The organism is Olsenella profusa F0195, assembly GCF_000468755.1.
GTDB classification, from domain to species: domain Bacteria; phylum Actinomycetota; class Coriobacteriia; order Coriobacteriales; family Atopobiaceae; genus Olsenella_F; species Olsenella_F profusa.
Map to the genome: position 1 here is coordinate 45,918 of NZ_AWEZ01000061.1, position 13,396 is coordinate 59,313.

General features: G+C 65.7%; 10 protein-coding genes. 3 read left to right on the top strand and 7 right to left on the bottom strand.

What is annotated here, in order from left to right:
• Positions 1-25: 25 nt before the first annotated feature.
• Both HMPREF1316_RS08965 and HMPREF1316_RS08970 read right to left on the bottom strand, forming a co-directional pair.
• The gene (locus tag HMPREF1316_RS08965; RefSeq protein WP_021726702.1) at positions 26-538 is read right to left on the bottom strand and encodes a hypothetical protein; all 513 of its coding nucleotides are present in this window, start codon (positions 536-538) and stop codon (positions 26-28) included.
• A 779-nt stretch (positions 539-1,317) separates the two neighbouring features.
• A complete protein-coding gene (locus HMPREF1316_RS08970) occupies positions 1,318-2,562 on the bottom strand; it encodes an alpha-amylase family protein (RefSeq protein ID WP_021726683.1) in 1,245 nt (414 codons plus the stop codon).
• 189 nt (positions 2,563-2,751) lie between these two features.
• On the opposite strand from HMPREF1316_RS08970, the gene HMPREF1316_RS08975 reads away from it, so the two are divergent.
• Positions 2,752-3,351 (top strand): TetR/AcrR family transcriptional regulator, encoded by a 600-nt coding sequence (locus tag HMPREF1316_RS08975; protein WP_021726726.1) that lies wholly within the window; start codon positions 2,752-2,754, stop codon positions 3,349-3,351.
• A 387-nt stretch (positions 3,352-3,738) separates the two neighbouring features.
• Here HMPREF1316_RS08975 and feoB read toward each other — a convergent pair whose 3' ends face one another.
• From feoB to treP, 5 genes are all read right to left on the bottom strand, one after another.
• Positions 3,739-6,411, bottom strand: a complete 2,673-nt coding sequence (feoB, locus tag HMPREF1316_RS08980) for a ferrous iron transporter B (RefSeq protein WP_021726696.1) — start codon at positions 6,409-6,411, stop codon at positions 3,739-3,741.
• A complete protein-coding gene (locus HMPREF1316_RS08985) occupies positions 6,411-6,647 on the bottom strand; it encodes a FeoA family protein (protein WP_021726693.1) in 237 nt (78 codons plus the stop codon). The genes feoB and HMPREF1316_RS08985 overlap by 1 nt, the downstream gene beginning before the upstream one ends.
• Before the next feature lie 104 nt (positions 6,648-6,751).
• Entirely contained in the window at positions 6,752-7,039 is a 288-nt protein-coding gene (locus tag HMPREF1316_RS08990) for a FeoA family protein (RefSeq protein ID WP_021726743.1), read from the bottom strand.
• 550 nt (positions 7,040-7,589) lie between these two features.
• Positions 7,590-9,266, bottom strand: coding sequence for an alpha,alpha-phosphotrehalase (locus HMPREF1316_RS08995; RefSeq protein WP_021726666.1), 1,677 nt, complete (start codon positions 9,264-9,266; stop codon positions 7,590-7,592).
• Between the two features lie 82 nt (positions 9,267-9,348).
• Entirely contained in the window at positions 9,349-11,322 is a 1,974-nt protein-coding gene (gene treP, locus HMPREF1316_RS09000; RefSeq protein ID WP_021726730.1) for a PTS system trehalose-specific EIIBC component, read from the bottom strand.
• A gap of 229 nt (positions 11,323-11,551) precedes the next feature.
• On the opposite strand from treP, the gene HMPREF1316_RS09005 reads away from it, so the two are divergent.
• Both HMPREF1316_RS09005 and HMPREF1316_RS09010 read left to right on the top strand, forming a co-directional pair.
• Entirely contained in the window at positions 11,552-12,271 is a 720-nt protein-coding gene (locus HMPREF1316_RS09005; RefSeq protein WP_021726675.1) for a UTRA domain-containing protein, read from the top strand.
• 252 nt (positions 12,272-12,523) lie between these two features.
• Positions 12,524-13,393: an Mrp/NBP35 family ATP-binding protein gene (locus tag HMPREF1316_RS09010; protein ID WP_021726754.1), complete on the top strand. Its 870-nt coding sequence runs from the start codon at positions 12,524-12,526 to the stop codon at positions 13,391-13,393.
• Positions 13,394-13,396: the final 3 nt, after the last annotated feature.

Sequence of the window (13,396 nt, forward strand, 5' to 3'; positions counted from 1 at the left end):
ATCGTCTTCCATCCTGTCGACTTCTTCAGCCTGGCGTCACGGTACTACTCGATGTAGGCGTCGAACTCCCTCGAGAACCTCTCGAAGGGGACGCCATCCAGCCCCCGCCCTCGAAGAGGTCGCTCTCGAGCGTGCCGGAGGACGGGCCAGGGGAGAGCGCATGTCCGGCACGGAGCAAAGGCGGGTGGCGGTAGAGGCCCTCGTCGAGTTCGGACCGAGCGCGCGAGAGCTCGTCGGAGAGGTGGTCGGTGTCCACGCTGCCGTCGGGCTCGAAGGGCTCGAGTAGCGCCGCGGCATCGAGGTTCCTCGCGCAGCCCTCCGAAAGCGAGCGCAGAAGCGACGCCTGAGACTTGGCAAACGGCGCGTGAGAGGTGACGCGCTCACGCAGGGCACTGTAGCCCTCGCCCTCCAGACCGAGAGAGGCTGGGTCGAAGGCCTCGAGGCGGGCGGCAAGACGCTCGGCCTCCTCGGCCCTGGCGTCCCACACCCCCACATTCTTCTCGAGGGCGTCCTTGAGACCGATGATGTCAATCCTCATGCCGTGCCGCCCCCTTGGACGAGCCCTGGACGTTGACCGCACATGTATAGTCTATCATGGTGGCTGGTCAATCGCAGCAGTTCTAGGGCATGACCGGCAACGAGTTCGCCAACGACCGCATGCTGCTGTCGTAGCCGAGCCGACGCGATGCCTTGTCAGTAGGGTCAACCTGCCGTCCCGCGACGTCGTGGGTCGCGGCTGTGGGTGCCAATCGCACAGCCAGAGGTCATGTGGGTGCCATTCCCCACCCGTGTGGGTGCCTTTCTCCCGCCAGGGGGCATGTGGGTGCGATTCGCTGCATGTGGGTGCGATTCGCATCCTGCCGCTTCCACTGACCTGGGACTTTGTCGGCCGCGTCCGGAAGAATGACGCCCACACGAATCGATTCGCACCCACACGGGTGGAGAAAGGCACCCACACGGCTTAAGCCCCAAGAGAGGGAACGTCGTATGTGGCAGCGGCCTCCATTCCTTGGGCCGCCCCGGTATCTAGCCCTTGCAGACGTAGCCGGTCGCGCGGCCCGCGCCGACCTTCTCGACCCTGCCGTGCGCAAGCAGGTCGTGGCGCGCGCGTTCGATGATCATGAGCGAGATGTCGGGGCATTCGCGCGCGATGTCCGACTTCGCCGCCTTCGTTGTGTCATCGGGTCTGAAGCTGTGCGTGTCGTGCCCTCTCTATCATAAGCTAGGTAGCTGAGCCACCCCCTTGGACGTTAACCATGCATACACAGCCTACCAAGGTGACCGACCCCAAGTATGCCACTGACCACACGCAATGCCTCAGCGGCTCACCTCAAGGAGGGTCCTGCCGCCTTGGCTGATCGTTGCCTGCGGCGCCGGGTCGAGGCGCAGGTCCACATGCAGGGTCTCTCCCCCACGGCCCGTCGCGTCATAGGAGTAGCTGCGGTTTTTGAGATGAGTGGGCCGCGTGGTGGCATGGGTGAGCCAGGGGTTGCTCCGGCGCAGGCCGATGAGGCGCCGGCACAGGCCATACATCCGCTCCCCCTCTGCCGTCATCCAGGTTGGGGCGGCAGGAAAGGCGGGACGCACCGCATCGTCGCCGCCCAGGCCCTTCGTCTTGACGCCCTGCAGGGCCTGCTCGTCGCCGTAGTAGAGGCACGGGACGCCTCCCACGGTGAGCAGGATGGTCACCGCCAGGGCGGCCAGGTCGTCGCCGACCATGCTCGCTATGCGCGTCACGTCGTGGTTGCCCACGAAGGTGAGCGGTGCGAACGTCCCCATGCAGGCGTTATGCCGCTTGAGGCACCAGTCGAGCTCGAAGAAGTTGCCATCCTTGAGCGAGCTCCAGATGGCCTTCCACAGCTCGTACTGCGTCACCGCGTCCATCCCGGAGCGCCGCACGATGGTTGCGTAGTCGCCATGGATGACCTCGCCCACGAACCAGGCGTCAGGAAATGCGCGCCGCACCTCGGGCAGGACGCGGGCCCAGAAGTCGGGCGGCACAGCATAGGCCGCATCGAGCCGCCATGCCGAGACACCACGGCGCATCCAGTGAAGCATGACGTCCCGTACGAGGTCCGCGACCTGCTGCGAGCTGTGGTCGAGCGCCGGGAGCTCGCGGAAGCCCTCGAATGTCGCATAGTCCGCGGACCCATCGGGACGGCGCGTGATGGAGAACAGGTCCTCGTGCCCCCGTCCGGCGAGGGCATCCTGGAACAGCGGGTGACTGCGCCCCACGTGGTTGAACACGCCGTCGAGCATCACACGCAGGCCCCGCTCATGACAGGCGGCGACAAGGCGGTCGAAGGTCGCGTCATCGCCGAGGCGCGGGTCAATGTGGAAGTAGTCGGTGGTGTCGTACCCATGGGTCTCGGAGGCGAACACCGGGTTGAGCATCAGGCCGCTCACGCCCATGTCGGCGGCATAGTCCACCCATGCGGCCAGCCGGTCGAGCCGGGGTGTCAGTGCGCGCTCCCCCTCCGAGGCCGGGCGCACGGGCGCGCCGCAGAAGCCCAGCGGATACACCTGCCACCAGATGGTGCCCTCGTTGATGTCGTTGCCCATGGATGCCTCCCGATGTCCCTCGCCAGCCTGGTGCATCCGCTCGAATGGCCAGGCCGTCATGTATACCGTTCGGTAGATACTATACCGTACGGTATAGACAAGGGCAAGTGGAAATCATGCGATTCCCCGCCGGTCGACTCGGCCGCTGGCGGGACGGACCTGCAGCCCCTCTCGATATATACTGCTCCCATGGGAAACGAGACCAACAGCAGAGACGCCATCCTCGGCCGCGCCCTGGAGCTGTTCGCACGGCGGGGCTATGACGGCGTTGGCGTCGCACAGGTCGCCGAGGCGGCAGGCGTCACCAAGCCGACGCTGTACTACTTCTTCCACAGCAAGGAGGGGCTGCTTGCAGCCGTCCTCGAGGAGCAGTACGCCTCGTTCAACCATGCCTTGGCCGAGGCGTGCGTCTATGAGCCGCACCCGCATGAGTATGGGCGCGACGTGCGCCCGGCCCTGCTGCGCGTGGCACAGCTCTACTACTCAGCCGCCAGGACGAACACCGACTTCTACCTCCTCAGGCTGTCCCTGTCCTTTGCCCCGCCCGACTCCGCGATCACCAGGATGGCGGAGCCGTACATGCACGAGCAGTACGCCATCGTCACCCGGCTGTTTCACGACATCGGCGCGTGTCATGGGGGTGTGCGTGGCCGGGAGCTGTCCTGTGCGGCCCACCTCGTCGCCATGCTCAACGCCGACGTCGCGTTCTGGCACCAGGGCAGGGGGAGCCTGGATGACGACCAGGCCGAGGCAACCGTGCGCCAGTTCATGCACGGCATCTTCTCGTAGGTCGGAAAGACTCGCATCATGCGGACGACGTCAGGATGGCCTGTCCGAATATCATGATGGGCACCATTGCTTGACTGACTGCCTCCCAAATTTGCGAGGCAGGTATAGAAGACGAGGTCAAGAGCGGCCGGCGAGGCAGACGGGCGGGCCGGTCGCATTCTCCCTGCGCTTCCCCCATACCCGTACGCTCGTCGTGGGATCTGCCACGTGCAGCGTGGAGAGCTTCTTCCTTGCCGGAGAGCACGAGCTCTTCGCCATCTGATGGTGCAGACGCCTGCCCCAAGGGTCTGGACCCTCTTGCCGTGCGCAAAAGGGGACAAGGGGGCTGGGCTGGCGCTCGTCTGCGCCAGCCCAGCCCCCTCGGAGACACGCACACCGTCAGACGCCCTATGCCACCTCACGAGCATCCGACAGGCTATCCAGGATCCTCTCGTCCTTCCGCTCCCACTTGGGCATCGGACGGAAGAGCTGGAAGAGCATGGCAGCCAGGAGCACGAAGGCCACGACCGTCCAGAGGCCAAAGCTCCCGAAGGCGACGAGCTCATAGAGCTGGTTTATGAGCAGGCCGATCACCCAGCCGAACACGCACTCGTAGCCGATGGCGAAGGCCGTCCACCTGCCAGAGTCCATCTGCCGGCGGATGGTGCCCATGGCGGCAAAGCACGGTGCGCAGAGCATGTTGAACGCCACGAACGCGCACATGGCACCCACGTGCAGCGTGCCGCCCACAGTGAACATGTTGGCAAAGCCCTGCCACATGGTGACGGCGTTCTCGCTGGCGTCGGAACCTATGCCGTACAGCACGCCGAACGTGGAGACGAGGTTCTCCTTGGCGATGAGGGCCGAGACGGACGAAGCCGTCGCCTGCCAGCTGCCAAAGCCCAGGGGCACGAAGATCCAAGCCAGGGCGTTGCCCACACCGGCGAGGAGGGAGTAGTCCATGAACTCCTTGGGTACGCCCTCCATGCCTGGCAGGAAGCCAAAGGTTCCCGGACCACCATCCCAGCCGCCGATGCCGAAGTTGGACAGGAACCAGATGCCCACGGCTGCCGCGAAGATGATGGTCCCGGCCTTCTTGACGTAGGCAGAGACGCGCTCCCACACGTGCAGGAACCAGGAGCGGACGGAGGGGACGTGGTAGTCCGGCAGCTCCATCACGAAGGGCACGGGCTCTCCCGCGAAGGGCCTGGTCTTCTTGAGCATGACGGCGCTCACGATGATGGCGACGATGCCCATGAAGTAGAAGAGCGGGGCCACCCACCAGGCACCGTTGTCCGCACCGATGAGCACGCCCATGACCAGGGCAATGATGGGCAGCTTGGCCGAACAGGGGATCATGGTGGTGAGCATGGCGGTCATGCGGCGGTCACGCTCGTTCTCGATGGTCTTGGTGGCCAGCACGCCCGGCACGCCGCAGCCCGAGGAGACGATCATGGGGATGAACGACTTGCCCGAGAGGCCGAAGCGACGGAACACGCGATCCATGACGAAGGCCACGCGGCTCATGTAGCCACAGTCCTCAAGGAGGCACAGGGCGACGAAGAGCACGAAGATCTGTGGGATGAAGCCCAGGACGGAACCCACACCGCCGATGATGCCGTCAACGACGAGCGACTGCACGACGTCGGACGCGCCGGCCTCGGTGAGCCAGCCCCTCACGGCGTTGGGCACGGAGTCCACCCAGCCCTCGTAGTCGTGCTGGTCGGGCTCGGGCGTGTCGAGCGCGGTCTCGAAGTCGTCGAGCGTGACCGAGGGAATGGTGTCGAGCTCCTGTCCCGCGGCGAGGACGGGGTTGCCGTCGGCATCCTCCTTGTCGATGATGTTGCCCTCGGTGTCAAGGAAGTTGCCGTCATCGTCCGTTATGGGGACGTCGGTCGCGGTGATGCCCGCCTCCTCGGCGGCAGCCTCGAAGTCCTCGATGGTAGCCTGGTCATCGTCTGTCTGGGGATCGGCGTTGATGGCGTCCTGGACGCCCTCGGTGTCCACGCCCGCGTCGGCCGCGGCGGCAAGGTAGCCCGAGATCTGGTCGGCGTAGTGGTTGTCCTTCCAGGCGTCATCGGCCTCCTGCCATTGCGCGGAGCCGCTGGCGCTCACGAAGAAGCCGTCGGAGAACAGGTTGTCGTTGACCCAGTCGGTCGCCGGCGTGCCCACGGCCATGAGGGCGAACCAGTACACGAAGACCATCACCGCGATGAAGATGGGCAGGCCGAGGATGCGGTTGGTGACCACCCGATCGATCCGCTGCGAGCGCGTGAGCTGCTTGGGGGCCTTCTTGACGCAGGCGTCCATGACCGTGGCGATCCAGTCGTAGCGATCGGAGGTGACGATGGACTCGGCGTCGTCGTCGCGATCCTCCTCGACGGCGGCGATGAGGGGCTCGATCTGGTCAAGCTGCCGTTGGGAGAGCTTGAGGGGCCTCATGGCCTCCACGTCGCGCTCGAACACCTTGACGGCAAACCATGTGAGGTGCTCGGCATCACAGGAACCCTTGATGATGTCGGCAATGCGGTCGAGGGCAGCCTGGACCTCGGGCGAGAAGCACCTGACGCCCTTGGGCGCGACACCCTTCGCGCCCGCCGTGACGGCAGCCCTCACGAGGGCGTCGAGGTTCCTGCTGTGCAGCGCGGAGACCTCGAGCACGGGGACGCCCAACATCTGGGAGAGTCGCTTGGCGTCGATGACGTCGCCACGCTCCGTGAGCAGATCGCACATGTTGAGGCCCACGACCACGGGAGCTCCCGCCTCCAGCACCTGCGTTGTGAGGTAGAGGCTGCGTTCCAGGTTAGTGACGTCGACGAGGTTGATGACGGCGTCGGGACGGTCGTTCACGACATAGTCGCGCGAGACGACCTCCTCGGGCGAGTAGGGTGAGAGGGAGTAGATGCCCGGGAGGTCCACGAGGGTGACGTTGCGATCGGCACGCCAGCTGGCCATCTTCTTCTCGACGGTGACGCCAGGCCAGTTGCCTACGTAGCCGTTCGAGCCCGTGAGCTCGTTGAACAGGGTCGTCTTGCCACAGTTGGGGTTGCCCGCGAGAGCGATGTTGATCTGATCTGCCATTAGTCGCGCGTCACATCCTTCACGTCGATGCACCCGGCCTCGTCCTTGCGCAGGGAGAGCTCGTAGCCACGCACCGTGACCTCGATGGGGTCACCGAGCGGGGCTACCTTGTGCACCAGGACGCGCGTGCCCTTGGTGAGGCCCATGTCCATGATGCGGCGCTTGATGGCGCCGGCGCCATCAAGCCGTGCCACCGTGGCACTCTCCCCCACCCTCACGTCTCTCAGAGTTGCCATTGTTCAACTTCACCCTTCATTCATGCCGTAGATAGACTCTCGGCCCGTTACAGAACGCCTGTGTGACGCCACGTGAGTCACGTCAGTATAACCAATCGTCCGGCCTAGGTCGTCACGATGCGCATGGCCATGTCGCGGCCGATGCCAAACGTGGCGCCCTTGACGCTCACGACCATGTCGCCCGAGACGCGCGAGACCACCTTGACGGGTGCACCAGGAACAAATCCCAGTTCAAAGAGGTGCTGGCGGAGATCCTTGCCTCCGCGCACCTTGAGCACGGTCGCCGTCTCGCCTGCGCTCACCATGGCTAGCGGCAGCTGGGCGCCCTGTGCCTGCACGACCTTCTGTGTCGGCTCATGTGCCACATTGTCTACGACAGCCTCCATGGTCATCTTTCCCTCCCTACGACGCAGCAGTCATATGTAGTATAGAGCTAACTGTCTCGTTGAGGAGTGAGTTTAACAACTTCGGTAAACTTTCATGGAGAGATGGGGAGAGGACACACGGTTGCCGTGGGTGCGGTTCGCTACCCGTGAGTGCGACTTTCCTCGCGCGGCCTTACACAACCTGCACCTTTATCGACCCGAAAGAGAAGAAGGGCACCCACGGCAGGACGAGACCCACAAGGACAAGACCTCGTGCCGCATGGCATGGGTCACGTGCCTGGCGTCGTGTCCTGTGGCAAGCAACGTGGCCGCATGCGCATCGCCCTCACCTGCGACAGAGGCCGCAACGTGCCGGGTTGCCAGAGGACAGAGGCCTGGCGCGCCCCTGTCCCTCTCCTCTCGGCCCATCGTGCCACGGTCTCCCCTCTCCCCTCGGCATGGCCTTGCGCGACAGCCTGGGGTCGGAGATGGGATGGCCCTGCGCGTAGGGGCACAGGGGTAGGCGAGGCCTTCCCACGGCCATATGAGGAGGGGAGCGTGCCCTTACAGCATTCCCCTAGCACCAGACGTACGCCACAGCCTCCCATGGGCGCAGGGTGCCCGCGACGGGGGCGTCATCGTAGTTGCCCACAAGGACCTCCCCGCCCGTGACGAGTGCCACATCAATCGCAGGGGTCTTGTCTCCTGAGAAGTTGCATGCCACCACCAGGCGCTGGTCGCCCAAGGTCCGCTCGTACGCGATGACCTTCTCCGCCCCCGCCGGCACGTCCAGGAAGCGCACGTCCCCCCGCTGGACGAGGGGCAGCTCCTTGCGCAGCCGTATGAGCCGTCGGTAGAACGACCACACGGATCCGGGGTCATCGACCTCCGCCCTGGCGTTGAGCCAGGTGTGGTTGGCGGCCACCTCGATCCAGGGTGTGCCCGTCGTGAAGCCTGTCGTCGCCGAGGCGTCCCACTGCACGGGCGTGCGCGCGTCGTCGCGCGAGCGCTCGCGCACCACGGCCAGCGCCTCATCGGCAGAGAGGCCCCGCTCCTGCAGGATGTGGTAGTAGTTGACGCTCTCCACGTCACGGTACTGCTCGATGCGGTCGAAGCCGGGGTTGGTCATGCCCAGCTCCTCGCCCTGGTAGATGTAGGGCGTGCCGCGCATGAAGTGGGTGCAGACGGCCAAGAGCTCGCTGGAGCGCTGCCACAGCTCGCGCGTGGAGGTGTCACCGAAGCGGGAGTTGGGCCGCGGCTGGTCGTGGTTGGACCAGAAGAGCGCGTTCCAGCCGCCGCCCGCGCACATCCGCTCCTGCCAGTCGCGCAGGATGCGGCGCAGCTCGGGAATGTCGGGCTCCATGAGCGCCCACTTGTCCCCACCGGCGTAGTCCACCTTGAGGTGATGGAAGCTGAAGACCTGCGAGAGCTCATGGCGGCTGGGGTTGGTGTAGCGAACGCAGTTGTCAATGGAGGTTGAGCTCATCTCGCCCACCGTGGGCATGTCCTCGATGCCGCCCTCCCGCACGAGCTCCCGCAGGTACTCGTGGACGTGGGGGCCGTCGGTGTAGAGGCGCCTGCCATCGCCCTCGTTGTCGTCCTCCCAGGTGGCGGGCTTGGAGATGAGGTTGGCCACGTCGAAGCGGAACCCCGAGACGCCCTTGGCCTTCCAGAAGCGCACGACGTCCGCCAGCTCCCTGCGCACGGCGGGGTTGTCCCAGTTGAGGTCCGCCTGCGTGCGGTCGAACAGGTGCAGGTACCACTTGTCGAGGCTGGGCAGGTAGGCCCAGGCGCTGCCACCGAACTTGGACTCCCAGTTGGTGGGTGGCTCGCCGGGGTTCGTGGCCGTGGCGCCGGGCGCCGCATCCACGAGCTTGTAGTAGGCCTGGTAGCGCGCGTCCCCCGCAAGCGCCCGCTGGAACCATGCGTGCTCGGTGGACGTGTGGTTGAAGACCATGTCCAGCATGAGGCCGATGCCGCGCGCCCGCGCCTCGCGCGAGAGCTCCTCGAAGTCGGCCATGGTGCCAAAGAGGGGGTCGATGGCGCGGTAGTCCGCCACGTCGTAGCCGTTGTCGTGCTGAGGCGAGACGAAGAACGGCGTGATCCAGAGGTAGTCGACCCCCAGGCGCTGCAGGTAGTCCAGGCGCTGCGTGATGCCCCTGAGGTCACCGACGCCGTCGCCGTCGGAGTCGTTGAAGCTCCTGATGTAGACCTGGTACACGACCTTGTCGCCCAGCTGCGTCGCCCTGTCCATGCGTCCCCCGTGTCCTTCCGTCGGCTTGGTCGCAGGGGGCGGTGCGACGCGTCGCACCGCCCCCTCTTGCGTCCGTCCTGTCCTAGTACGTGATGACGGTGGTCTCGCCCGCCGTGGCGCTGCCCTGCTCCACCAGCTCGACCTTGCCGGCCTGGCCGGTGCCCGTCACGACCATCATAACGGTGTCCGGATGGTCGGCCGCCTTGATGGTGTCGCGGTCGAACGTGATGAGGCGCTGCCCGGCGTGGACCACGTCGCCCTGGCGCACGTGGGCGGTGAAGCCCTTCCCGTGCATGTCCACGGTGTCAAGGCCCACATGGATGAGCAGCTCGAGGTCGTTGGGAAGTTTGAGCCCCACCGCATGGCCCGACTCGGCCATCATGACCGTGACCTCGCCGTCGCACGGTGCCACGACCTCGCCCGCACTGGGGTCGATGGCGATGCCGGGGCCCATCATGCCCGAGGAGAACACGCCGTCGTCCACGGAGGCGAGCGTGCGGATGGTGCCGCTCACAGCCGCCCTGATGGTGCCATCGGCCACGAGGTCGGAGGCGGCGGGCGCGGCGACGGGCGCCTGGGTCGCGGGAAGGTCCTCGCCCTCGAGCGAGACGTTCTCGACGCCCTCGCCCCTGTCGATGCCCTTGCGCTTGCCCACGACGAAGGTGAGCGCGAACGGCACCACGATGGCGACGAGCATGCAGACGGCAAAGCTCAGGAAGTACTTGGAGTTGATGGAGAGGATGCCGGGCAGGCCACCGACGCCGATGGCGTTGGCTGCCGTGGAGGTGGCGGTGCAGAGGATGCCCGCGAGGGCGGAGCCGATCATGGCGCAGGCGAACGGGAAGACGTACTTGAGGTTGACGCCGAACATGGCGGGCTCGGTGACGCCCAGGTAGCAGGAGAGGCACGCGGGGATGTTGACCTGCTGCGCATCCTCGTCCCTGCGCTGGAGCACGATCATGGCGAGCACGGCGGAGCCCTGCGCGATGTTGGAGAGCGCGATCATGGGCCAGAGCATCGTGGTGCCGGTGTCGGCGATGAGCTGCAGGTCGATGGCGTTGGTCATGTGGTGCAGGCCGGTGATGACGAGCGGGGCATACAGGCCGCCGAAGAGGGCGCCGAAGATGACGCGGAGTTGGCCCGAGATGCCGGCCATGACCACGTTGCTGACCAAGGTGCCGAGCGTCCAGCCGATGGGGCCGACGATGAAGTGGGCCGTCATGACACCCAGCAGGATGGAACAGAAGGGAACCACGATCATCTGAACCACGGCCGGCGTGATCCTCTTGAAGAAGCGCTCGTAGTAGTTGAAGCAGACGGCAGCCAGGATGGCCGGGATGACCTGGGCCTGGTAGCCGATCATGTGCACTTGGGCGAAGCCGAAGTCCCAGGTGTGGGTGGCCCAGTCCTCCGCCGTGGCGCTGGCGACGCCATAGGCGTTCATGAGCTGGCCCGAGACGAGCGTGAGGCCCAGCACGATGCCCAGCATGGGCGTGCCACCCATCTTCTTGGTGATGGAGTAGCAGATGCCCACCGGGATGCCCAGATGGAACACGGCCTCGCCGATGAGCCACAGGAAGTTGTACACGCCCGTCCAGAACACGGAGAGCGATGCGAGCGTCTGCGTGCCGTCGGGCCCGAAGTAGGGCATGTCGCCTAGGACGTTGCGGAAGCCCAGGATGAGACCGCCGGTGATGATGGCGGGAATGAGTGGCGCGAAGACCTCCGCGATGGCGCCCATGGCCCGCTGGAAGGGGTTCTGGTTGCCGGCAGCGGCCTTCTTGACGTCGGCCTTGCTGACCTCCGACACGCCCGAGACGGCCGTGAAGTCGTCATAGAAGTCCGCCACGTCGTTGCCGATGATGACCTGGAACTGGCCGGCGTTGGTGAAGCTCCCCTTGACGGCCTTGAGCCTCTCGATGCCGGGGACGTCCGCCTTGCCGGGGTCGACCAGCGCAAAGCGCATGCGCGTCACACAGTGGGTCACCGCGACGATGTTCTCGCGGCCACCAACGAGCCGTAGCAGCTCCCTGGCGTCTGACTCGTATTTGCCCATCGCTCCTCCTGTCAGCTGACGGTCGCAGGGGCCGTCCCTCTCGTAACCTATTTGCATAGGTTGTTCACCCAATATCATGGCACGGCTATGTGCATAGGTATGTGAGAGCTGCGAGCGTTCCGCGAACGGTAGTATTCTTGGCGTGGGAGAAGACCGCGCGAGGCGGGGGCATCGTCTGGTGACCCCGACCACGCGCGGTCGGGACTGGAAGGAAGGTCACACTCGTCCCATGAAGGCGATCTATAACATCATCTACCAGGACCTCCTCGACCGTATCCAGACGGGCGAGTATCCCTACCAGTCCCTCATCCCGCCCGAGAGCGCGCTCACGGAGCGGTACGGCTGCTCCCACAACACCCTGCGGCGCGCCTTGGGGCTCCTGGCGCAGCAGGGCTACGTGCAGCCCATCAACGGCAAGGGCGTGCGCGTCATCTACCAGCCACGCGAGAGGACCCGCTTCGAGGCGGGCGGCATCGAAACGTTTGCGGAGGCTGCGCGGCGTAACCACCTCTCGTCCCAGACGGAGGTGACGACCTTCGAGCGGATCGCCTGCAACCGGCAGCTCGCCGCCCGCAGCGGCTTTGAGGCGGGCACCCTCCTGGTCCACATCGATCGGGTGCGCGTGCTGGACGGCACTCCCACCATCCTCGATCACAACTACTTTCGGGAGGACCTGGTGCCGGGGCTCACCCCTGCCGTCGCCGCGATGTCGATCTTCGACTACATCGAGCACACCCTGGGCATGCGCATCGCGACGAGCAAGCGCACCATCACGGCCGAGAGGGCCATGCGCGCCGACCGCGCCTGCCTCGACCTCGACGGCTTCGACTTCGTCACCGTCATGTGCAGCCAGACCTTCAACGGGGACGGCATCATGTTCGAGTACACGCAGTCGCGCCATAGACCCGACAGCTTCTCGTTCAGCGCGGTGGCGCTGCGCAAGACGTAGTGCGGCGGCTCACGCGTGTGGGCGTAACGCTCCCGCGTGTGGGTGTCAATCGCATCCTGTCGATTCAGCCGACCTGGGATTCTGTCGGCTGCAATGTGGCGATAGGCACCCACACGAAGGGATTGGCGCCCACACGGAAGCGTGTCGCACCCACATGACTCCCGTAACGGGACAGGCACCCAGACGCAGGGCAATCGCATCATCCCATCCGGGTAGAATCGAGGATGCCTGCATCCCGAGGAAAGGAATCCCATGGCACAGACGCCAGACATCGACACCGACGCCCTTCGCCGCGAGGTCGACGAGACGCTCGGACACGCCACACGTCAGCAGGACCAGGGGCCGCAGCGGTTCTCCCCCGCCGCAGGCAGCTCCATCAGGCACGTCATCGGCGTGGTCTCCGGCAAGGGCGGCGTCGGCAAGTCGCTCGTCACCGGCGCCATCGCCGTCAGCCTGCGCCACGAGGGCAAGAGGGTGGCCATCCTCGACGCGGACATCACCGGCCCCTCCATTCCCAGGATGTTCGGCATGAGCGGCAGGCACGCCACGGCACGCAACGAGCAGCTCGTCCCCGTGACGTCCAAAGGCGGCATCGAGGTCATGAGCACCAACCTTGTGCTGGAGCACGAGACCGATCCCGTGCTGTGGCGCGGCCCCATGCTCATGGGCGCGCTGCGCCAGTTCTTCGAGGAGACGGCCTGGGGCGACGTGGACTACCTGCTCGTGGACATGCCCCCCGGAACGGGTGACGTAGCCCTCACGGTGTTCCAGAGCCTCCCCATCGAGGGCGTCGTGATCGTGAGCTCGCCCCAGGACCTCGTGCAGATGGTCGTGGGCAAGGCGCTCAACATGGCCGCCATGATGGACGTGCCCGTGGTGGGCCTCGTTGAGAACATGAGCTGGATGTTATGCCCGCACTGCGGCGAGCGCGTGGAGCCCTTTGGCCCCAGCCGCCTGATCGAGACGGCCGCGCACGTTGGCATCGAGGCGCTGGACGAGCTGCCCATCGACCCCACGCTCGCAGCCGCCTGCGATGCGGGCACCTTCGAGGACGCGCTGCCCGAGGGCTTTGCGGCCAAGACGGTCGAGCAGATCCTGGCACACGAGACGTTGGCAGGGTAACCC